Raw genomic sequence first — 21,262 nt, forward strand, 5'->3', positions numbered from 1 at the left:
CCCGTCGTCGGGGTCGGACAGCCGCGGCTCGCAGCGGGGCAAAAGTGGCGAAGGTGCTGCGAGTCGCCATGGTTGCGAAACGCTACGACGTCTTCCCTATTAAACGCTTCCGGCGACGCAAACGTTTCCTCAGTCGAGCAACTCCCCGGCGAGTTCGACCAGTAGTTCGTTGTCGACGAGCGCGACCACGAGCGCGATAATCGCGAGCACGACGACTGCGATGATGAGCCACTCGATAAGGGTCATAGCACCCGCAACGTGACGACTCCTCGGATAAGTGTTCTGTGGCCGTTCGGATCGGTCGGCGTCGACGGGTCGAAAACGCCGCGCCGGGGCGAGTCAGGCGCTCTCGGTCGAGGCATCTCCGTCCGCCGCGCCGCCGCGGAACACGAGTCGCTCCACGAGGTCCGACCGCTGCATCAGCACCGTTCCGAGCGCGCTCATGACGAAGACGTAGCCGACCGCGAACGCCGGGATGATTTCGCGCATCACCGGCGTCGTCCCCGCGGCGGCCAGCGCCGCGATGACGAGCGAGAACTCGCCGCGCGGCACCAACCCGACGCCGACCCGGAGCGACCGGTGCGCCGAGAGGTCGTACGCCCGACCGCCGAAATAGCCCGAGAGAATCTTCGACGGCGTCGACACGACGACCGCGATGGCGAGCGGGACGGCCGCCGCCGCCAACAGCGTCGGGTCGGTACCGAGGCCGATCCAGAAGAAGAACACCGCGGCGAACACGTCGCGGACCGAGACGAGCAGGTGTTCGAGTCGCTCCCGGTGGCCGCTCGTCGAAAAGCCCATCCCGACGAAGAACGCCGCGACGGCCTCGCTCACCCCGAGCGCGAGCGCCGCACCCGAGATGGGAACGACGACCGCGAGCGCCCGTAGGACGAACGCCTCCTCGTTCTCCACGTCGAGGACGCGGGCGAAAAGCGCCGTTCCGTACTGGACGGCCACGAACAGGAGGCCGAGGAAGCCGAAGGCGATGGCGAGCGAGCGACCGATGGCCGCGACGCCGCCGTCGCCGCCGAGCACGAGCGAGGTGACGACCGCGAGGTAGACCGCGATGGCGAGGTCCTCGAAGACGAGCGTGCCCAGAATCGGCTCCGACTCGGGGTCCGCGATCCATCCGAGGTCGATGAGCGTCTTCGTCACGATGGCCGACGACGAGATGTAGACGATGCCGCCGAGCAGCAGCGCCTCCACCGGCGACCACCCGAGGACGAGACCGATGGCGATGCCGATTGGCAGGTTCACCGCGAGGTCGATGACGCCCGCGCGGCCGATTTTCGCCCCCGACGACCGGAGTCGGTCGAGGCTGAACTCCAACCCGAGGAAAAACAGGAGGAGGACGATACCGAGCTCCGCCAGAATCGCCACCACCTCGCCGTTCGGGACGTACGGGAGGCCGAACCGCCCGGCGACGTACGGCCCGGCGACGACGCCGCCGACGACGTAGAGGGGAATCACCGACAGGCCGAGGCGGAGCGCGACCGCTCCGACGACCGCGAGGACGGCGAACAGGTAGCCGAATTCGAGCAGCGCCGCCGCCATCAGGTCCCTTTGACGAGCGCTGTGAAGTCGCGGCAGGCCGCCTTCGGACCGATGACGACCAGCGTGTCGCCGGCTTCGACTATCGCGTCGCCGCCGGGCGACGTGATGACCTCGTCGCCGCGCTCGATGGCGATGACGGACGCGCCGGTCGCCTGCCGGAGGTCGGACTCGCCGAGGGTCTTGCCCGCTACCTCGGAACCGGCACCGACTTCCACCCACTCGATGAGCGTGTCCCCGCCGAGAAGCGTCTCGATGTTCTCCGTCTGGACCGGCTGGAAGTACGCGCCTTCGAGGAGCGTCCCCACCTGCCGGGCGAGTTTGTCGGTGAGCTCGAACAGCTTCTCGGAGTCGCTGTCGGCGTTCGGACGCCGGAACACCTCCCGTTTGCCGGTGTTGTGCGTCACGATGACGAGTCGGGAGCCGTCGCCGAGTTCCACCTCGTGTTTCTTCCCGACGCCCGGAAGGTCGCTCTCGTAGACAGTCATGACTGTCCGGTTCGTCGCCGACCGAAATAAAATCGCATCACGGACCGACGCCCGAACGCCGACCGCGTTCCGCTCAGGCGAGCAGCCAGAGCGTCACCGCGATGGCGGTACAGGCGACCGGCGGAATCGAGAGGTTGTCGTCGATGACGTAGCCGGCGACGACCGGCTTCGCGCCGTCGGCCAGCGTCGCCCCGGCGGCTCCGACGGCCGCGGCGAGTCCGCCGACGACGAGTCCCGAGACGGGAATCACGAACGGGGCGGCGAGGACGAAACAGACCGCGAACATCGCCGCGAGCGTCCGCGCTGACTTCAGTTCGCCGACCGGCGCGGAGCCCATGAGGCCGCTTATCGGGTCGCCGATGGTGAGCATGAGCATCCCCGGAATGGCGACGTGCGGGCCGAACACCAGCGCGACGGCGGTCTGGCTGTAGACGTACAGCGCGTAGCCGGCGACGTTGTCCTGTTCGTACTCGCGGGTGAGGTCGTCGTAGATGGCCCAGTCGAGGCCGCCGAACAGCCGGAGCAGTTCGAGGACGCTGACGACCGCCGCGAGGAAGACGAACAGATACCCGAGGGTACGCCACTCGACCAGCCCGAGGAGGTACAAAAGCGGCATCCCCGAGCCGCTCGCGTGGACCAGTCGCCGTTTCACCTCGGCGGTGTTCGGTCGCCCCACGGCGGGTTACGCCTCGACGACCTCGTTCTCGTCGAGCACGTCGTCGAACGAGGCGGTGCCGGCGCGCAGGCCGACGAGCGTTCCGACGAGGTCGTCGACGGGCAGTCGGACTTGCTTTCCGCTGTCGCGCTCGCGGATGGTGACGGTGTTCGCGCCGTCGCCTTCGAGCCCGTCGCGGTCGATGGTGATGCAGAACGGCGTGCCCACCTCGTCCTGTCGGCGGTAGCGCCGACCGATGCTCCCCGAGTCGTCGTAGACGACCGCGAAGCCGGCCGCGCGGAGTTCGGCGGCCACGTCGTCGGCGAGGTCGACCAGTTCGTCGACGTTGCTCACGAGCGGGAAGACGCCGACGTTCGTCGGCGCGACCGAGGGCGAAAGCGAGAGGTAGCTCCGCGCCTCGCCGTCGACCTCGTCGGTCTCGTACGCGTGCGCGAGGAGCGTGTACACCGTGCGGTCGATACCGAACGAGGGTTCGACCACGTGCGGGGTGATGTGCTCGCCCGCCTCGGTCTGCGTCTCGACCGAGAAGTTCGCCACGTCGGTGTCGACGGTGATGTCCTCGCCGTCGATGTCGAGGGTCACCTCGTCGGCGTCGAAGGCGTCGGGGTCGCGCTCGGCGAGCGTCTCCAGCGCCTCGGCCACGTCGGCGGCCTGCGCGCCGAACTCGGGGCCGAGCGTCGCCATGTCGGGGTCGACGACGGCGCGCTCGACCGTCTTCGGCTCGTCGTACTGCTGGAAGACGGTGAAGTCGTCGTCGCCGTACTCGCCGTGCTTCGAGAGGTCGTAGTCGCTGCGGTACGAGAAGCCCGCGATTTCTATCCAGTCGCCGTCGACTTCGCTCTCGGCGTCCCAGCAGTCCGAGGAGTAGTGGGCGCGCTCGCCCGCGAGGTGCTGGCGGAAGCGGAAGCGGTCCATGTCGACGCCGACCGTCTCGTACCACTCCTGGGCGATGCCGAGGAAGTAGCCGAGCCACGCGTTGCCGATGACGCCGTCCTCGACGGCCTCGCCGATGGTCGTCTCGACGTAGTCGCCGTCGTCGGCCTCCTGCTCGGTCGCGGGGTACAGGAGCACCTCCACGTCCTCGACCGCGGAGAGGTCGGCCTCGTCGCGCTCGGGGTCGATGAAGTGCTCCAGTTCGGCCTGCGTGAACTCGCGGGTGCGGACGATGCTCTTCCGCGGCGAAATCTCGTTGCGGTAGGCGCGGCCGACCTGCGTCACGCCGAACGGGAGGCTGTTGCGCGCGTACTCCTTGATGCGCGGGAACTCCACGAAGATGCCCTGCGCCGTCTCGGGGCGGAGGTAGCCCGGCGTCGAGGAGCCGGGGCCGATGTTCGTCTCGAACATGAGGTTGAAGTCCTCGACCGACTGCCCGGCGAGGTCCGCGCCGCAGGTCGGACAGACGAGGCCGAGGTCGGCGATTTTCTCCGCCGCCTCCTCGGGCGACAGCGTCTCCGCGTCCTCCAGTTCGGAGTTGTCCTCGATGAGGTGGTCCGCGCGGTGGGACTCGCCGCACTCGGCGCACTCGACGAGCATGTCGTCGAAGCCGTCGAGGTGGCCCGACGCCTCGAAGACGGGCTCGGGCATGATGGTCGGCGCTTCGATTTCGAGGTTACCCTCCTGGACGGCGAAGCGCTCGCGCCACGCCTCTTCGACGTTGGACTTCAGGGCCGCGCCCTGCGGGCCGTAGGTGTAGAACCCGCCGACGCCGCCGTAGGCCTCCGAGGAACCGAAGAAGAAGCCTCGGCGCTTCGCGAGTTCGGTGAGCGCGGCGGACTCGTCGCCCTCACTCATACAGCGCCTCCAGCAGGTTGATGTCGCGGACGATGCCGATGAGTTCGTCGCCGGAGACGAGCGGAATCTGCTCGATGTCCTCGCGAATCATCGTCTGGGCGGCGTCCTTGGCGGTGGCGCGCGTCGGGACGCTCACGAGGTCGTCGGTCATGAACTTCGAGACCGGCTCGGCCGGAATCTCGACGTTCCGGGTCGGGATGTAACGGTTGCCGACCGCCTTGATTCCCTCCCACATCCACTCGTCGTCTTGGTTGGCGACCGAGTCGCCGGTGCCGGCCTCGCCTTCGACGACGCGGGCGACCTCGATGATGTCGACTTCGGTCACGATGCCGGCCAGCGAGGCCTCGTCGTCGAGGACGACCGCGTAGGGAACGTTCGCGTAGAATATCTCGCGCTCGACGATGTGCAGGGGGACGTCGACGTACGTCGTGTTCACGTCGCGGGCGGCGAGGTCGCCGACCTCGGTCTCGCCGTCGATGTCGCCGCGGGCGATGGCCCGGACCACGTCGGTGACGGTGAGGATGCCCTCGATGGCGTCGCCGTCGACGACGGGGATTCGGCGCGCGCCCTCCGAGACCATCGTCGCGGCCGCCGCTTCGAGGTCGTCGTCGGCGCTCGCGGTCGGCACCTCGCGGACGAGCACCGCCAGCTGGTCCTCGTCGGGGTGTTCGATGAGGTCCTCCCGAGAGATGAGCCCTCGGTACTTCGTCCCCTCGTCGGTCTCTTTCACCACAGGAACAGAAGAGAACCCACGCTCTTGGAGGTATTCCAGAACGTCGTCGCGGGTGCCCGGCAGGGACACCGTCACGACCTCCTCACCGCGGGTCATCGCGTCGGCTACTTTCATACACCCGCTTTCTTCCCCCCGCCTAATGTACTCTGCGAACGCTTTCGGTTCGTTGACAGGCGTCCGCCGCCGCTCGCGGGAGCGTCGCGAGTCCTCCGAAAACGAAAGCGGGACGCCCCCGACTCAGTTGTCGTCGCTGGCGTCGCCTTCGGCCTCGTCGTCGCCGCTGTTCGGCGCGTATCGCCGAATCGCGTCGAGGTTGGGGAAGAACTTCTCGGGGTCGTCGTGCTCGACGACGCCGACGACGGTGCCGTCGAGCTTCTGCAGGTAGGTGTACATCCGCCCTTCCTCGACGGCGACGGTCGCACACTCGAGCGCCTCGCGGAGGTCCCACGCGCCCGCGAGGAAGATAGCGGTCTCGGCGTCCGGCGAGAACAGCGCCGTCACCATGTAGACGCGGCCGTCGTTCTCCGCGCGGTACACCTCGTACTCGGGGAACGATGTCGCTTCGAACAGGTCGGCGACCGTCTCGGCCTTGTCGCCGGGAATGACGTACGCGAGGCCGAACGCCCCCTCGTCGCCCTTGCCGCTGGAGGGACCGAACGGACCGCTGTCGCCCGCCGGGATGCGGACCGTCTCCCACCCGTCGGCTTCGAACTCGTCGGCCATCGCTGTCATGTCGTCGAGCGTCGCGCCCCACGCCTCGCGGCGGCGGTCCGCCTCGCTGGCGATTCGTTCGACATCGGGCGTCTCGTCGTCTCCGAGTTCGGCCATACCCGTTCTGGACGACGTATATGGTAAAAGGCATCGAAGGCCACGGGGGTCCGAGGCGGTCAGTAGTTGATGCCGAAGACGACCTCCATCGCGTACGAGGCCGCGAGGATACAGACCGACGCGAGGAGGAGTTTCACCCCGCTCGACGGCCGCTCGTCGCTGTTCGCGGGTCGCAGTCGCGGCGGCAGTACCGCGTCGAGCGCGTTCCCGACGAGTTTCTCGACGCCGACGGGCTCGTCGCTCCCCGAGAACAGGCCGCCGTCGGTGCCACCGTTTTCGTCGCCGCCCTTCCAGGCCGCCTTCGGGCGGACCTTCAGCGACGCGTAGCCGAACATGGCGAACCCGAGAAAGAACATGAGCCACTTCGCGCCGGGCAGTCCGTTGCCGGCGAGCGTGCTCACGAGGGCGGTCACGACGAACACCACGCCGGTGAGGGAGACGGCGTAGACCACGGCGTCGATGGTCTTGACGCCGAAGCGGCGTGGGTCGAACTCCATGGCTATTGAACGAGCGTCTCGAAGACGGCCGCCGGCTCTTCGTACTCGGGTTCGTGACGGTGACAGAGGCTCAAGCGCCCCCGGTTGCCGACCGTGAGCTGGTCGGGTCGCTCGTGGTCACAGACGCTCCCGAACTCCTCGTGGAGGTAGGTCTGTGCGGCGTCCTCGTCGTCGTTTTCGGCGTAATCGGCGGCCTCGCGGATGTGGGTCATCACGCCCGAGGGCACGTCCAGTTCGCCGAACAGTTCGGGGATGATTTCGTCCATCCCGGCGCGGTGGCTCTCGCGGCCGAGCAGTTTCCGGACGCGGTCGCTCAACGAGGGGTCGGCGCGCGAGCGCTCCCGCAGCACCTCGCGGAAGACCTCGATGCGCTCCCAGAGCTCTGGGTCCATGTCTCTGTACGCCTCCGGGCGAATCTTCACCGGACAGCGCGTCGAGAACGGACAGCCCGCCGGCGGGTCCCGCGGGCTCGGCGGCGTTCCGCGGAGGGTGATTCGGTCGCGCTCGATAGTCGGGTCCGGCTCCGGAATCGACGACAACAGCGCGTGCGTGTACGGGTTCGCCGGTTGGTCGAACATCTCGTCCGCCGGTCCGATTTCCATCATGTTGCCGAGGTACATCACGGCGACGCGGTCGCAGATGTGGCGGACGACCGCGAGGTCGTGGGCGATAAACAGGTACGTCAGCCCGAACTCGTTTTGCAGGTCTTCGAGCAGGTTCAGAATCTTCGCCTGCACGGACACGTCGAGCGCCGACACCGGCTCGTCGAGGATGATGAACTCCGGTTCGAGCGCGAGCGCGCGGGCGATGCCGATGCGCTGGCGCTGGCCGCCGGAGAACTGGTGCGGGTAGCGGTAGTAGTGCTGTTCCTGCAGGCCGACGGTTTCGAGCAGTTCGCGGACGCGCTCGCGGCGCTCCGACGGCGTCTTCCAGTCGTGGACGTCGAGCGGCTCGCGGACGATTTCGCCCACGGTCATCCGCTCGTTGAGGCTCGAATCGGGGTCCTGGAACACCATCTGTACGTCCTTGCGGAACTGCTTGAGGTCCGAGCCGGACAGCGTGGTGATATCCGTGCCGTTGAGTTTGACCTCGCCCGCGGTGGCCTCTTCGAGGCGCATCAGCGTGCGACCGAGCGTGGACTTCCCGCAGCCGGACTCACCGACGAGTCCGAGCGTCTCGCCGCGCTGGATGTCGAACGAGACGCCGTCAACCGCTTTCACGGGGTTGCTGCCGAGGAAGCCGCCGTCCTCGTAGTAGGTCTTGAGGTCGTTGACCTCGAGGATGGTGTCTCCGCGCGCCTCGGTGCTCCGCTCTTCTTCGGTGGATGTCGTACTCATCGCGTGTCACCTCCGCGCTGTCCGCCCTCGCGGTGGACGGCGACCGCCTCCTCGGACGGGAGGTCCTCGGGGTACAGCAGACACGACGCTCGGTGGTCGTCCGCGCTGTCGCCCACGTCGACGGGGACCGGATGTACCGTGTCGCACTCGGCGAACGCCTTCGGACACCGGGGGGCGAACCGACAGTACGTCGGGTCCTCGTTGGGTGTCGGCACGTCGCCCTCGATGGTCGCGAGGCGCTCGTCCTCGTCGAGCCCCTGTCCGGGGATGGAGTTGAGAAGCCCCTGCGTGTAGGGGTGTTTCGGCGACTCGAACAGTTCGACGACGGGTGCGCTCTCGACGATTTCGCCCGCGTACATCACGTTGACGCGGTCGGCGATTTCGGCGATGACGCCCATGTCGTGGGTGATGAACATGATGCCGAGGTCGCGTTCCTCCTGAAGCTCTTCGAGGAGTTCCAGAATCTGCGCCTGGATGGTCACGTCGAGCGCCGTCGTCGGCTCGTCGCAGATGAGCAGTTCGGGGTCGCACGCGAGCGCCATCGCGATGACGGCGCGCTGGCGCATCCCGCCGGAGAACTGGTGGGGGTACTCGCGGACGCGGCGGTGCGCGTCCGGAATCCCGACCGCTTCGAGCAGTTCGATGGCCTCTTTCGTCGCCTTCGACCCGCTCAGTCCGCGGTGGAGTCGAAGCGCCTCCTTGATCTGGTTGCCGACGGTGTAGACGGGGTTCAGGCTCGTCAGCGGGTCCTGGAACACCATCGCGATGCTGCCGCCGCGGATGGAGCGCATCTGCTTCGGCGACTTGTCGAGGAGGTCCTCGCCGTCGTACATGATGCGGCCGTTCTCGATGCGGCCGGGCTTTTCCACCAGCCGCATGATAGAGCGGGCCGTGACCGACTTGCCCGAACCGGACTCGCCGACGATACCCACGGTCTCGCCGCGGAAGATGTCGAACGAGATGCCGTCGACCGCGCGAATGACCTCCTTGTCGGTGTAGAACGACGTTCGGAGGTTCTCGATGGAGAGCAGGGGCTCGCCCTCGGTGCGGGCCGAACTCGCCTGTTCGGTGCTCATGCGCCACCTCCCGTGGCCGCGGCCTCGTCACCGGTGTCCGCCTGCGGGTCGATGGCGTCGCGGATGCCGTCGCCGAAGGCGTTCAGGCCGGTCACGACGAGCGTGATGAGGAGGCCGGGAACCAGCGAGATGTGCCACGAGGGACTCGCGACGTACTGCTGTCCGTTCGCGATGAGCCGGCCCCACTCGGGGGTCGGCGCGGTGATGCCGAGCCCGAGGTACGAGAGCCCGGCGACGCTGATGATGATACCACCGAGACTGAGCGAGGCGTAGATGAGCATGTAGCTGAACACGTAGGGGGCCATGTGCTTGCGCATGACCTGCGTCGGCGTCTGGCCGAACGATTTCGCGGCGTCGATCCAGTCCTGCTCGGAGACCTGGAGCGCTGGCCCACGTATCGACCGCCAGATGAACGGCCAGTAGACGATACTGAAGATGAGGATGATGAGCACCGCGCCGTCGTACAACTCCCTCACCCAGGTGTTCTGGAAGATGACGAGCATCAAGATGAGGACCATGATGACCGGCAACGCCTGTATCGAGTCGGAGACTAACACCGTTGCCAAGTCTGCCAGTCCCTTGTAGTACGCCGTTATCATGGCCAAGGCGAGTCCGATGAGGCCGGCGATGCCCATGGCGACGACGGCGATGGTCAGGGATATCCTGGCCCCGAACACCACCTGTGTGAACAAGTCCTTCCCGTTTGTCGCCGTGCCGAACGGGTGGAATCTGCCGAAGTCGTCGTACGTCAGCGGCGCGACGTTCTCGTCACCCGCTCCCTGCGACCCGGAGCCGAGATTGGCCTCGCCGACGAGGACGGTCTCGACGCTCTGGGTGTCTTCGCTCCAGTAGCTGACCTCGTAGTCGTACGGCTGGAGGATGTTCTGTTCCATCGTGGTCGGCCCGAGCGTGGGCGCGAATACCGCCATGACCACAAACGTGATGACGATAATGAGCCCGAACTTGCCCCAGGAGTGGCCCCGGAAGCGGTTGACCACGTCGTCCCGCGGCGTCCAGTCGACGCGGCGGTAGTGGCGGCGGAACCGCTTGTAGCCGTTCCACGCCCACGCCAGCACCGCGAAGGCGTACGCGTAGACGACCGCGACGCGGATGGCCCACGCGACCGCGGGCGAGAGCCCGAGGAACGTGTTCTCGTAGCCGGTCCCGTTCCAGTAGCCCTGGTTCGGAATCACGTCGCGGGAGATGAGCGTCGGAATCGCGTCGAACGCCGCCTGCAGCGACTGGACGGCCGACGCGCCGGGGTCACCGGGGATGAGGTTGACGACCACGCCGGCGATGGCACCGACGACTTGGAGGATAGCGCCCAGCTCGACGCCGATGAGGACGGCACCGACGGCGGCCCAAATCAGCGCGGGCTGGGGGTTCTCAGCGACTCGTTGTCGGAGCGGAATTTCGGTTTCGGTTGTCGTGCTCACTGTGATTCACCCGTCGTACCCGACGCGCGGGTCGATAATCGTGTACAGGAAGTCCTGTAGGATGTTCGTGCCGACCAGGATGAGGATGAAGATGAACATCAGCGTCCCGATGAGCGGCAGGTCCCCGTTGATGGCTGCGTTGAAGAACAGCCAGCCGAGGCCGTTGATGGCGAAGACTGTCTCGACGAACACGGACCCGCCGAGAAGCAGGAACGCCTCGCCCGTGATGATGGGCACGAGCGGGATGAGCGCGTTCCGGAAGATGTGCTTCCAGACGAGCGAGCGCCCGGAGACGCCCTTCGCACGGGCGGTCTCGACGTAGTTCGAGTTGATGGTCTCGAGGACGGCGGTGCGGCCGATGCGCATCTCGTTACCCATCGACGCCGACCCGAGGACCAGCGCGGCCGGGGCGATTTGCTTCGTCGCCCGGATGAACGACTCGGTCCACCCGCCGGGGTCTTCGAGGAACTGTTCGACCGGCGATTGGAAGAAGCCGAGCGCCGGCGGCGTCACGACGTTCGTCCTGACGATCCACGTCTGCCACGTGAACAGGCCATTGGTCCACGTCCCGAGCTGCGAGAGGGCCGTGACAAGCATGATGGCCAGCCAGAAGTTCGGCATCGCGCGCCAGACGATTCCGCCGAAGGAGGCGACGTAGTCGGAGGGCGTGTTCGGGTTCAGTCCGGCGTAGAAGCCGAGCGGAATCCCGACGAACAGCGCGATGACGACCGACCAGAAGCCGAGCCAAATCGTCCGGGGCGCGTAGATTTCGATGAGTTCGTACGCGGTCGTCCCGGGTGCGATGACCCACGACTGGCCGAGTTGGAAGGTGAACAGTCGATACATGAAGTCGAGGTACTGACTCCAGAGCGGCTGGTTCAACCCGAGGTTCGTCCGAATCTGTTCTGCCGCCTGTGGGTTGTATTGCGTCCCCAGAATCGCCGAAACGGGGTCGAGTGGCCCCAGGCGGATGAGGGCAAACGTAATCGTCGTCCCGAAGATGACGACAGGAATCGACATCAGTACCCTGCGGAGGAAGTACTGCCATCGACTCATGGCATCACCTCGCAGACCGTTCGAGCGGACATTATTGTACTGGTTTAATGAGTGGTATGGATATGTCTTGCGCTTCGAAGCCCTAATGTCGTAGTTTCAGCAACTCTACTGCAGGATTATAGTATATAGTGGTAACTAACTGTACGCTTGTCAAAAATAACCGGGAGTTTCAACTGAGACGGGACGCGAAGATGCGCCCGCGCTACCCAGTCTTACCGGTTGAGCGTGACGTTGTTGAGCTTCTGGCGGCTCGGACCCATCCCACCGAACGGTTCGATGTTGACGGTGTCGTACCAGAACGTCTCGTCCTTGCGGTTGTAGATGGGCAGCATCGCGACGTCTTCCCAGTTGGCCGTCTCGATGTCGACGTAGGCCTCGTCGCGGATCTGCTGGGCCTCGTCGGTCGGGGCCGGGTTGTTGACGACCTGCTGGTAGGCGTCGGTCGCCTGCTGGTAGGCGTCGCCGTTTTCGGCCGTCCAGTTGACGTACGAGATGGGGCCCTGCTTGGACGTGTCAGTCTGCGGCGGGTTCAGGAGCTGCAGGAAGTTGTCCGGGGCCGGCCAGTCGGCGATCCAGCCGAGGGTGTACGCCTCGAGCTGACCGTTGCGGCCGCGCTCGAGGAGCGTCGAGAAGTCGGCCTTCTGAATCTGCATGTTGATGTGGGCGGACGCGAGCTGGTCGCGGAGGATGCTCGCCATCTCCTCCCACGTGTTGGAGTTGTACTGGGTCCACTGGACCTCGAACTGGTTGTCCTCACCGTAGCCGGCTTCCTCCATGACTTCGCGGGCGGCCTGGATGTCCGTCTCGTCCGCGTTGTAGGGGTACTCCGAGTCGATGAGGTCGTTTGCGGCCTGCGCGCCACCGGGGAAGATAGTCGGCGGCGTGAAGAGCTGTGCGGGGGAACCGCGGCCCTTGAAGACCTCCGAGACCATCTGGCCCTGGTTCAGGACGTAGGCGAACGCCTGACGGACCGGCTTCGGGACCTTCTCCATGTTGAAGCCGACGTAGAAGATCGACAGCGTCGGGACGCCGACGTAGTTGAGCGTCTTCCCGTTGCGGACGGGACCGTACTTACCGATTTCACGACCGTACTCGTCGGTCGACTCCACCTGAACGAGTCCGGGGTCGTACTGCGCGGTGGGCAGTCCGAAGTAGTCCGCGTTCTCGTTCATCGCGTAGTTGTAGCGGGCCGTGTCGTCCTCGATGACCTGCCAGCGGACGTTGTCGACCTGCGCGACCTGTCCGTAGTAGTCGTCGTACTTGGAGACGGCCGCGGCGGTACCCTGCTCCCAGAAGGCGAACTCGAACGGACCCGCACCGATGGGGTTGTTCGAGGCGAACTCGGTGTACTCCATCTCGCCGTCGTAGCCCTCGATGTCGCCGAGGACGCCCTCGGGGAGGGCGGCGAACGAGGTGTAGGCGAACATCTCGAGGGTGTCGTGGAACGGCTCGGAGAGGTTGACGACGAGTTCGGTCTCCGTCTCGCCGACTTCGACGCCGAGCGAACCGGGCACGTAGTTGCCCTCGTCGTCCGTCTCGTGTTCCACGCCGATGGAATCGAGGATGAAGTAGGCGCGGCGGCTGTTCGAGGAGGCCGCGAGGCGCTCCCACGCGTAGATGAAGTCGGACGCGGTGACCGTCTCACCGTTGTGGTAAGTCGCGTCGGCGAGCTGGAACGTGTAGGTCGTGAAGTCGTCCGAGACCGTGTAGTCCGCGGCGAGCTCGTTTTCGACCGTCGGCAGGGCGTTCGGGTACGACATCAAGCAGTCGAAGACCTGCTGGATGAGGATGCCCGACGACGTGTCGGTCGCGGCGACGGGGTCCATCGTCGTGATGGTGCCCGAGAGGATGCGGTTGAACACCGAGCCGGACAGCTCCGTGCCCGTGTCCTCTTCGGTCGTCGTCGCGGTGGTGGTCTCGTCGCCACCGGATTCGGTCGTCGTCGTCTCGTCACCGTCACCGCCGGTACAACCGGCGAGAGCGGCGGCCGTAGCGGCCCCACCCGTTGCCTTCAGGAAGCGGCGACGCGAGAGTTTGTTAGTGTCTGGCATTCGAACCAATCTTTCCGGTCCGCGTGGATAAACTTACCGTATTCGATTTGTTTGATATAGTGTAGCGTGGAAGGGATGTAGTACCATACATAACCGGCGAAAACTGCCACGAGAATCCCTACAGAACTCGTTTTACATTTTAAACCCTTTTTCGAGACGACAGAATCGGGTAACGGGGGCTCCCCTCGGCCCGCCATTTCGGTCCACTTATATAGGGGTGTCACTATGTATCATACATGACGCCGGATGCGACGGCTTCCGTCGACGACTCGGGCGCCGAGGTCATGGCCTCGGTGGATCGCTCTCAGACGGGCCAGCGTCTTATTATCGCGGACATCTCCCGCGATGACGCGTGGCTCGCTGCTGACGTAGCCGACGCGCTCGCACTCGACGAGTGGCGATAATCGCTCCGGCCCCGTAAGCCCGCCGCCGGACGCCCGGCGGCCAGACCATTCACATTTTAGTCCGACTCGCTCGTGGTACGCTGCATGAACGCTCGAGCGGTGACGGTGAGCGAGGAGTACCTCGCCCGCCTCGAACACGGTGCGGACTGGCGCGAGGAGATCGAGGAGTTCTGCGCGCGCAAGGACATCGAGTCCGCGTGGTTCAACGCCATGGGTGCCGTTCAGGACGCCGAACTCTGGTTCTACGACCAGACGGACCAGGAGTACCAGTCCGTGACGTTCGACGAGCCGCTCGAAGTCGCCGCCTGCGTGGGTAACGTCGCGCTCCTCGACGGCGAGCCCTTCGCACACACGCACGCGATTCTCTCCCGACGCAGCGGGCAGTCGCTCGCCGGCCACCTCGACTCGGCGACCGTCTTCGCCGGCGAAGTGAACCTCCGCGCCTTCGAGGAACCGCTCGAACGCGACCACGACGCGGTGACCGACCTCGACCTCTGGTTGTAACCGTGCGCGAGGAGGACTCCCGGTACTTCCGTCGCATCGAATCCCGCCTCGACGAGGCGTTCGACCTCGCGGAGGCCGCGAAGGCGACGGGGTACGACCCGAAGACCGAAGTCGAGATTCCGGTCGCCAAGGACATGGCCGACCGCGTGGAGAACATCCTCGGTATCGACGGCGTCGCAGAGCGCGTCCGCGAACTCGAAGGCGAGATGTCCCGCGAGGAAGCCGCGCTCGAACTCGTGACCGACTTCGTCGACGGCAACGTCGGCGACTACGACTCCCGTGAAGGCAAAGTCGAGGGCGCGGTCCGCACCGCCGTCGCCCTCCTCACCGAGGGGGTCGTCGCCGCCCCCATCGAGGGCATCGACCGCGTCGAAATCCTCGAAAACGACGACGGCACGGAGTTCGTCAACGTCTACTACGCCGGCCCGATTCGCTCGGCGGGCGGAACCGCGCAGGCCCTCTCCGTGCTCGTCGCCGACTACGCCCGGTCGCTTCTCGACATCGACGAGTACAAGGCTCGAACCGACGAGGTCGAGCGCTACGTCGAGGAGATAAACCTCTACGACAAGGAGACCGGTCTCCAGTACTCGCCGAAGGACAAGGAGTCGCGCTTCATCGCTCAGAACATGCCCATCATGCTCGACGGCGAGGCCACCGGCGACGAGGAGGTCTCGGGCTATCGCGACCTCGAACGCGTCGACACCAACTCCGCCCGCGGCGGGATGTGTCTCGTCGCGGCCGAGGGCATCGCGCTCAAGGCCCCGAAGATTCAGCGCTACACCCGCCAACTCGACGAGGTCGACTGGCCGTGGCTTCAGGACCTCATCGACGGTACCATCGGAAAGGACGACGAAGACGCCGCAAAGGCAGACGACGCCGGAGAGGACAGCGACGAGACCGACGACGCGGACGCCGGCGCGGACGCTGACGCCGAGGACGCCGAGAGCGGCGCCCCCGACGGACCGACCCGCGTCGAACCCGCGACCAAGTTCCTCCGCGACCTCATCGCGGGCCGCCCGGTGTTCGGCCACCCCTCCGCGCCCGGCGGCTTCCGCCTCCGGTACGGTCGCGCCCGCAACCACGGCTTCGCGACCGCGGGCGTCCACCCCGCGACGATGCACATCGTGGACGACTTCATCGCCACCGGCACCCAAATCAAGACCGAGCGCCCCGGCAAGGCCGGCGGCGTCGTCCCCGTCGACTCCATCGAGGGGCCGACGGTCAGGCTCGCCAACGGCGACGTGCGCCGCATCGACGACCCCGAGGAGGCGGAGGAACTCCAGAACGGCGTCGAGAAGATTCTCGACCTCGGCGAGTACCTCGTCAACTTCGGCGAGTTCGTCGAGAACAACCACCCGCTCGCGCCCGCCTCGTACGTCTTCGAGTGGTGGATTCAGGACTTCGAGACGACCGAGGCCAACGTGCAGGCGCTCCGCGACGACCCCGCCGTCGACCTCGAAGAGCCGTCGGTCGAACAGGCCCTCTCGTGGGCGACCGAGTTCGACGCCCCGCTGCACCCGACGTACACCTACCTCTGGCACGATATCTCCGTCGAGCGGTTCGACGCGCTCGCCGACGCCGTCGCGGCCGGCGATGTCGTCGCCGCCGAAGCCGACGGCGGCACGGCCGGCGCGCTCGAACACGAGAACGAACCCGAGCGCGGGCTTGAGGGCACGCTCGTCCTCGACAACACGCCCGATATTCGGGAGGCGCTCGAACACCTGCTCGTCGCCCACCGCCAGACCGACGAGACGCTTCGGGTCCCCGTGTGGCGACCGCTCGCCCGGAGCCTCGGCCTCACCGACGACCGCGAGCGGACGTGGGAACTCGATGACCTCTCCGAGCGCGCCCGCGAGTGGGACGGCGGCGACAACGCCGTCGAGGCCGTCAACGAGGTCGCGCCGTTCACCCTCCGAGAGCGCGCGCCCACCCGCATCGGCAACCGGATGGGGCGCCCGGAGAAGTCCGAGCGCCGCGACCTCTCGCCGGCCGTCCACACGCTGTTTCCCATCGGCGAGGCCGGTGGGAGCCAACGCGACGTGGGCGACGCCGCCAGACACCGCGGCGAGTCCGGCGGGCGCGGGCAGATTTCGGTCCGACTCGGCCGGCGCAAGTGCCCCGACTGCGGCGCGTTCGGCTTCAAGTCGAAGTGTCCCGACTGCGGCGGCCACACCGAACCCCACTACGAGTGCGACGACTGCGGGTCCGTCATCGAACCCGACGAGTCGGGACGCGTCTACTGCGAGCGCTGCGAGTGGGACGTCGAGAGCGCCGAGTGGCAGGACATCGACCTCAACACCGAGTACCGAAACGCCCTCGAACGCGTCGGCGAGCGCGAGTCGTCGTTCCAGATTCTCAAGGGTGTGAAGGGGCTCACCTCGGCGAACAAGACGCCCGAACCCATCGAGAAGGGGGTCCTGCGCGCGAAACACGACGTGTCGTCGTTCAAAGACGGGACCGTCCGCTACGACATGACCGACCTGCCCGTCACCGCGGTCCGTCCCGAGGAACTCGACGTGACGGCCGACCACTTCCGCGAACTCGGCTACGAGACCGACATCGACGGCGAACCCCTCCGGTTCGACGACCAACTGGTCGAACTCAAAGTTCAGGACATCGTCCTCTCGAACGGCGCGGCGCAGCACATGATGCAGACCGCCGACTTCGTCGACGACCTCCTCGAACAGTTCTACGGCCTCGACCGGTTCTACGAAATCGAAGAGCGCGACGACCTCATCGGCGAACTCGTCTTCGGGATGGCTCCCCACACCTCCGCCGCGGTCGTCGGCAGAGTTGTCGGATTCACGACAGCAGCGGTCGGATATGCTCATCCGTACTTTCACGCCGCGAAACGCCGGAATTGTTTCCATCCGGAGACGAAGGTCTGGTACCGAGACGAGACCGACCGGTGGCGATACGACGAGGTTCGAACGCTTGTCGAGGAACGGCTCGATGACCCGGATACCGACGACTTCGGGACCCTCGTTCAGGAACTGGACGGGGACGTGTACGTCCCGTCGTTGGCCAGAGACGGACGAGAGACGATGAAACCGGTCGAAGCCGTCTCTAAGCACGTCGCACAGGACCACCTCGTACGAATCGAGACCCGCGGTGGGAGAGAGCTAACGGTCACTCCAGACCACACGGTGATTCGAGCCGGCGACGGCGGATTCACGCGGATTCCCGCGCACGAACTCGACGAAGGCGACGCGCTTCCGTCGCCCAAGTGCGTCGACATCGACGCGGACCCGGCTCAGTTCGACTTGCTCGCGGAGTTCCTGAACGGCGGGACGATACCGGCCGAAGACCTGATGATTCGGGGACTCGGTGCGGACCGAATCCGGTCGCTCTTCGACGAGCATACCGAAGCGAGCGGCTATCTGAAACCGGTCGCCGAGCGACTCGGACGGAGCGATTCGACGGTTTACAACTGGGTCTCTCGCGATAGCGTTCCGGCCTCGGTATTCGTGGAGGTTCTCGGAGACGTCGAAACGGTCGTCGACGTGCTTCCGCGTGAGCTATCTCTTGGTGTTCGCCGCGATACCGCGACCGTTTCGAGAGTGCTCGATATCGACGAAGCGTTCGGAACTGTACTGGGATACTACGCCGCGGAAGGATTCACGAGAGCGTCGCCTGGGAACTTCTACCAGACAACGGTCTGTATTCCGGACGAAATCGCCCGAGAACGCATCCTCGATACCGTTAGCGAAGCACTCGGCGTCGACGCGTTCGAGGAGAACGAGTGGAAGGTCACGATTTCGAGCAGACTCGTTCAGTCGCTGTTTGCGGACGTCATCGGATGCGGGTCGCGTGCCGAGGTCAAACGCGTCCCGGACTCGATACTCACCGGCCCCAAGCCGGTTCTTCGGTCCTTCCTGTCGGCGTACTTCTCCGGAGACGGAAGCGCGTCTTCGGACCGTGTGGAGATCCGCGCGCACACCGTGAGCGACGACCTCAAACGCGACCTCGTTGCCGCCCTCAAACGATTCGGCATCGCCGCGAAGACCTACTCTGAGCGCCGAACACCACAGACCGGTGCGGTGGCGGAGTTCTACGATGGAGACGAGGTCCCGACGTTCGACTCGTGGGTCCTCAAAGTCACGTCGGAGAACGCGGTTCGATTCGCCGAGGAAGTTGGCTTCCACCTCCCCCGAAAGAGCGAGGCGCTGGCGAGCGCTCTTGGTGACACGGACATCCGAAGTCAGCGTCTCTTCTCGGACGGCGGGGATACGTGGCTTGACGAAGTCGTCTCAGTCGAATATCTCGAAAGCGATATCGACCACACCTACTCGTTGACCGTCGAAGATACCAACTCGCTGGTCGCCAACGACCTCCACGTCGCGCAGTGCGACGGTGACGAGGACTGCGTCATGCTTCTCATGGACGGTCTTCTCAACTTCTCGAAAGAATATCTCCCTGACAAGCGCGGCGGGCAGATGGACGCGCCGCTCGTCATGTCCTCGCGCATCGACCCCTCGGAAATCGACGACGAGGCGCACAACATGGACATCGTGCGGCAGTACCCCCGCGAGTTCTACGAGGCGACCCTGCGGATGGAAGACCCCGACGACTGGGAGGACGACGTCACCATCGCCGAGGAGTTCCTCGGAACCGACCGCGAGTACACCGGGTTCGACCACACCCACGACACGACGAACATCGCCGCCGGCCCCGACCTCTCGGCGTACAAGACGCTCGGGTCGATGATGGACAAGATGGACGCCCAACTGTTCCTCGCGCGGAAGCTTCGGGCGGTCGACGAGACGGACGTGGCAGAGCGCGTCATCGAGTACCACTTCCTGCCGGACCTCATCGGGAACCTCCGCGCCTTCTCGCGACAGGAGACGCGGTGTCTCGACTGCGGCGAGAAGTACCGGCGGATGCCCCTTTCGGGCGACTGCCGGGAGTGTGGCGGCCGGGTGAACCTCACGGTCCACCAGGGCTCCGTGAACAAGTACATGGACACCGCGATTCAGGTGGCCGAGGAGTTCGACTGCCGCGACTACACGAAACAGCGACTCGAAGTGCTCGAAAAGAGCCTCGAATCAGTCTTCGAGAACGACAAGAACAAGCAGTCGGGTATCGCGGACTTCATGTAGTCTAGAGTCGTTTTTCCTCCAGGTTTTGCGAGTCGAGCGGAGTGAGACTCGGAAAAAGTGGAGAACGAGCAGTCGGGTATCGCGGACTTCATGTAGTCTAGAGTCGTTTTTCCTCCAGGTTTTGCGAGTCGAGCGGAGTGAGACTCGGAAAAAGTGGAGAACGAGCAGTCGGGTATCGCGGACTTCATGTAGTCTAGAGTCGTTTTTCCTCCAGGTTTTGCGAGTCGAGCGGAGTGAGACTCGGAAAAAGTGGAGAACGAGCAGTCGGGTATCGCGGACTTCATGTAGTCTAGATGTTTTTCCTCCAGGTTTTGCGAGTCGAGCGGAGTGAGACTCGGAAAAAGTGGAGAACGAGCAGTCGGGTATCGCGGACTTCATGTAGTCTAGAGTCGTTTTTCCTCCAGGTTTTGCGAGTCGAGCGGCGCAGTCACCCGGCCTTAGTCCCGCGCCGGTCCCAATCCGTGGAAGCCGTCGGCGGCGACGACGTACACCGCCCCGTCGAGCGGAACCGCCGTGCCGACGCCCTGCGATATCACGTCAGCCACCTGCACTTCTGGTGTGTGATGTATCCATAGCCGACGTTCTTCTACAGAATCGTACGCAAATAGCTGTCCGTGTTCATCGGAGACCAATATTGTTTCTCGTGCGCGCGCGTGAGGACCGCCGTGGAAGCGCGCCGCCACTTCCTTCCCGTCGTCGAGCGACAGCGTCGCGGTCTCTCCGTCGACGGCGACGTGGAGCACGTCGTCGGCGACGACCGGCGTGCCAGTCCCCGGTGACCGCCACAGCTCGGTGCCGTCGGTCGGGGCGAGTGCGAGGAGTTCGTCGTCGCGGGTGGTCAGGTACGCCGCCTCTGTCGTCGCGACCGGCGTCGTCCACTCGCTCGCCCGGGATTCGACGCGGAAGCGCCGCTCGCCGGTCGCGAGGTCGACGGCGTGGACGGCGTCGTCGGTGACGACGAACACCGCGCCATCGGCGACGGCCGGCGCGCCCTTCGCGTCGCTTCCGAGGTCGTAGTGCCAGCGCTCGGTCCCGTCGCCGAGTTCGAACGCCCGTAGGTGGGTTGGAACGCCGTCGAACCCGCCGCCAGAGACGACGGCGACGCCGTCTCCCACCGCGGGCGGGCCGTGGATGCCGTCCATCTCCGGCCCGCGCCACAGTACCTCGTCGCGGTCGGCGGCGAGGCAGAAGGCCTCGATGAACGTCGTGACGACGACCCGGTCGCCTGCGACGACGGGCGGCGAGTTTATCCCGTAGCGGACTAGGGTGGTCGCGCTCCGCTCGGCCATCGTCGAGGGGTCGCGTCGAACGAGCGCGCTCTTGTCGCGCCCGCGGCCGTGAAGGTTGTAGAGACGCTCGCCGTCGAGGACGGGCGAGCCGCCGGCGTTCAGCCGCCAGTACTCCTCGGCGACGGAGGGAACCGAGACGTCGGGATTGTAGCCGGTGTTACCCGCGTCGAACTGGTACTGCGGCCACGTCCCCGATGGCGAGAGCGCGGGGTCACCCGGCGGCGTGGCCGTCACGCGTTCGTCCGGCCCGGAGGTCGGACCGTAGGTCGTGGTTGGCTCAGCCCTGGTGGTCGTCGTCTCCGTGGCCGTCGTCGTACTCGGCGACCCGCCGTCGCGGCCGAGACAGCCGGCGGCGCCGAGAGATGCACCCCCGAGCAGTTGGAGGAACCGACGACGGCTCCGAAATCGGGACATGTTACGAGCGTGACACCGATTCGATAAGTGTC

The 21,262-nt window shown here is 65.7% G+C and carries 16 protein-coding genes; 3 read left to right on the forward strand and 13 right to left on the reverse strand.

Features of this window, described 5'->3' with window-relative positions; genetic code table 11:
* Window positions 1-339 precede the first annotated feature (339 nt).
* The 12 genes from C5C07_RS00630 to C5C07_RS00685 all read right to left on the reverse strand — a co-directional run bounded on the left by C5C07_RS00630 (window position 340) and on the right by C5C07_RS00685 (window position 13,520).
* A complete protein-coding gene (locus C5C07_RS00630; RefSeq protein ID WP_050458423.1) occupies window positions 340-1,554 on the reverse strand; it encodes a cation:proton antiporter in 1,215 nt (404 codons plus the stop codon).
* Complete coding sequence (locus C5C07_RS00635; protein WP_115804371.1) at window positions 1,554-2,039, reverse strand: cation:proton antiporter regulatory subunit; 486 nt, start codon at window positions 2,037-2,039, stop codon at window positions 1,554-1,556. The genes C5C07_RS00630 and C5C07_RS00635 overlap by 1 nt, the downstream gene beginning before the upstream one ends.
* 73 nt (window positions 2,040-2,112) lie before the next feature.
* Complete coding sequence (locus tag C5C07_RS00640; protein WP_115804372.1) at window positions 2,113-2,715, reverse strand: dolichol kinase; 603 nt, start codon at window positions 2,713-2,715, stop codon at window positions 2,113-2,115.
* 6 nt (window positions 2,716-2,721) lie between these two features.
* Window positions 2,722-4,506 carry a glycine--tRNA ligase gene (gene glyS / locus C5C07_RS00645; protein ID WP_004973989.1) on the reverse strand — a complete coding sequence of 595 codons (1,785 nt, stop codon included), beginning with the start codon at window positions 4,504-4,506 and terminating at the stop codon, window positions 2,722-2,724.
* Entirely contained in the window at window positions 4,499-5,353 is an 855-nt protein-coding gene (locus C5C07_RS00650) for a CBS domain-containing protein (protein WP_004973988.1), read from the reverse strand. The genes glyS and C5C07_RS00650 overlap by 8 nt, the downstream gene beginning before the upstream one ends.
* 123 nt (window positions 5,354-5,476) lie before the next feature.
* Entirely contained in the window at window positions 5,477-6,067 is a 591-nt protein-coding gene (locus C5C07_RS00655) for a hypothetical protein (RefSeq protein ID WP_004973987.1), read from the reverse strand.
* A gap of 59 nt (window positions 6,068-6,126) precedes the next feature.
* Complete coding sequence (locus C5C07_RS00660) at window positions 6,127-6,564, reverse strand: hypothetical protein (RefSeq protein WP_004973986.1); 438 nt, start codon at window positions 6,562-6,564, stop codon at window positions 6,127-6,129.
* A gap of 2 nt (window positions 6,565-6,566) precedes the next feature.
* Complete coding sequence (locus C5C07_RS00665) at window positions 6,567-7,901, reverse strand: ABC transporter ATP-binding protein (RefSeq protein ID WP_004973985.1); 1,335 nt, start codon at window positions 7,899-7,901, stop codon at window positions 6,567-6,569.
* The gene (locus C5C07_RS00670) at window positions 7,898-8,977 is read right to left on the reverse strand and encodes an ABC transporter ATP-binding protein (protein ID WP_004973984.1); all 1,080 of its coding nucleotides are present in this window, start codon (window positions 8,975-8,977) and stop codon (window positions 7,898-7,900) included. Before C5C07_RS00670 ends, C5C07_RS00665 begins: the two co-directional genes overlap by 4 nt.
* A complete protein-coding gene (locus tag C5C07_RS00675) occupies window positions 8,974-10,413 on the reverse strand; it encodes an ABC transporter permease (RefSeq protein ID WP_049905027.1) in 1,440 nt (479 codons plus the stop codon). Before C5C07_RS00675 ends, C5C07_RS00670 begins: the two co-directional genes overlap by 4 nt.
* A 6-nt stretch (window positions 10,414-10,419) precedes the next feature.
* Window positions 10,420-11,469: an ABC transporter permease gene (locus C5C07_RS00680; RefSeq protein ID WP_050458425.1), complete on the reverse strand. Its 1,050-nt coding sequence runs from the start codon at window positions 11,467-11,469 to the stop codon at window positions 10,420-10,422.
* Between the two features lie 212 nt (window positions 11,470-11,681).
* Window positions 11,682-13,520 (reverse strand): ABC transporter substrate-binding protein, encoded by a 1,839-nt coding sequence (locus tag C5C07_RS00685; RefSeq protein WP_004973982.1) that lies wholly within the window; start codon window positions 13,518-13,520, stop codon window positions 11,682-11,684.
* A 236-nt stretch (window positions 13,521-13,756) separates the two neighbouring features.
* On the opposite strand from C5C07_RS00685, the gene C5C07_RS21510 reads away from it, so the two are divergent.
* From C5C07_RS21510 to C5C07_RS00695, 3 genes are all read left to right on the forward strand, one after another.
* Window positions 13,757-13,924: a hypothetical protein gene (locus tag C5C07_RS21510; protein WP_004973981.1), complete on the forward strand. Its 168-nt coding sequence runs from the start codon at window positions 13,757-13,759 to the stop codon at window positions 13,922-13,924.
* A gap of 84 nt (window positions 13,925-14,008) precedes the next feature.
* On the forward strand, window positions 14,009-14,428 hold the full coding sequence (locus C5C07_RS00690) for a PPC domain-containing DNA-binding protein (RefSeq protein ID WP_004973980.1): 420 nt from the start codon (window positions 14,009-14,011) through the stop codon (window positions 14,426-14,428).
* Window positions 14,429-14,430: 2 nt separating this feature from the next.
* On the forward strand, window positions 14,431-19,527 hold the full coding sequence (locus C5C07_RS00695; RefSeq protein WP_115804373.1) for a DNA polymerase II large subunit: 5,097 nt from the start codon (window positions 14,431-14,433) through the stop codon (window positions 19,525-19,527).
* A gap of 437 nt (window positions 19,528-19,964) precedes the next feature.
* Here C5C07_RS00695 and C5C07_RS00700 read toward each other — a convergent pair whose 3' ends face one another.
* Entirely contained in the window at window positions 19,965-21,230 is a 1,266-nt protein-coding gene (locus C5C07_RS00700) for a PQQ-binding-like beta-propeller repeat protein (protein WP_115804374.1), read from the reverse strand.
* Between the last annotated feature and the right edge of the window lie 32 nt (window positions 21,231-21,262).

This window comes from Haloferax sp. Atlit-4N, from assembly GCF_003383025.1.
GTDB lineage: Archaea > Halobacteriota > Halobacteria > Halobacteriales > Haloferacaceae > Haloferax > Haloferax gibbonsii.

Bases quoted from the DNA above. Each gene is read 5' to 3' on its own strand.
- C5C07_RS00700 (WP_115804374.1), bottom strand. From the start codon at position 21,230: ATGTCCCGATTTCGGAGCCGTCGTCGGTTCCTCCAACTGCTCGGGGGT.
- C5C07_RS00630 (WP_050458423.1), bottom strand. From the start codon at position 1,554: ATGGCGGCGGCGCTGCTCGAATTCGGCTACCTGTTCGCCGTCCTCGCG.
- C5C07_RS00650 (WP_004973988.1), bottom strand. From the start codon at position 5,353: ATGAAAGTAGCCGACGCGATGACCCGCGGTGAGGAGGTCGTGACGGTG.
- C5C07_RS00670 (WP_004973984.1), bottom strand. From the start codon at position 8,977: ATGAGCACCGAACAGGCGAGTTCGGCCCGCACCGAGGGCGAGCCCCTG.
- C5C07_RS00635 (WP_115804371.1), bottom strand. From the start codon at position 2,039: ATGACTGTCTACGAGAGCGACCTTCCGGGCGTCGGGAAGAAACACGAG.
- C5C07_RS00660 (WP_004973986.1), bottom strand. From the start codon at position 6,564: ATGGAGTTCGACCCACGCCGCTTCGGCGTCAAGACCATCGACGCCGTG.
- glyS (WP_004973989.1), bottom strand. From the start codon at position 4,506: ATGAGTGAGGGCGACGAGTCCGCCGCGCTCACCGAACTCGCGAAGCGC.
- C5C07_RS00690 (WP_004973980.1), top strand. From the start codon at position 14,009: ATGAACGCTCGAGCGGTGACGGTGAGCGAGGAGTACCTCGCCCGCCTC.
- C5C07_RS00685 (WP_004973982.1), bottom strand. From the start codon at position 13,520: ATGCCAGACACTAACAAACTCTCGCGTCGCCGCTTCCTGAAGGCAACG.
- C5C07_RS00665 (WP_004973985.1), bottom strand. From the start codon at position 7,901: ATGAGTACGACATCCACCGAAGAAGAGCGGAGCACCGAGGCGCGCGGA.
- C5C07_RS00680 (WP_050458425.1), bottom strand. From the start codon at position 11,469: ATGAGTCGATGGCAGTACTTCCTCCGCAGGGTACTGATGTCGATTCCT.
- C5C07_RS00655 (WP_004973987.1), bottom strand. From the start codon at position 6,067: ATGGCCGAACTCGGAGACGACGAGACGCCCGATGTCGAACGAATCGCC.
- C5C07_RS21510 (WP_004973981.1), top strand. From the start codon at position 13,757: ATGACGCCGGATGCGACGGCTTCCGTCGACGACTCGGGCGCCGAGGTC.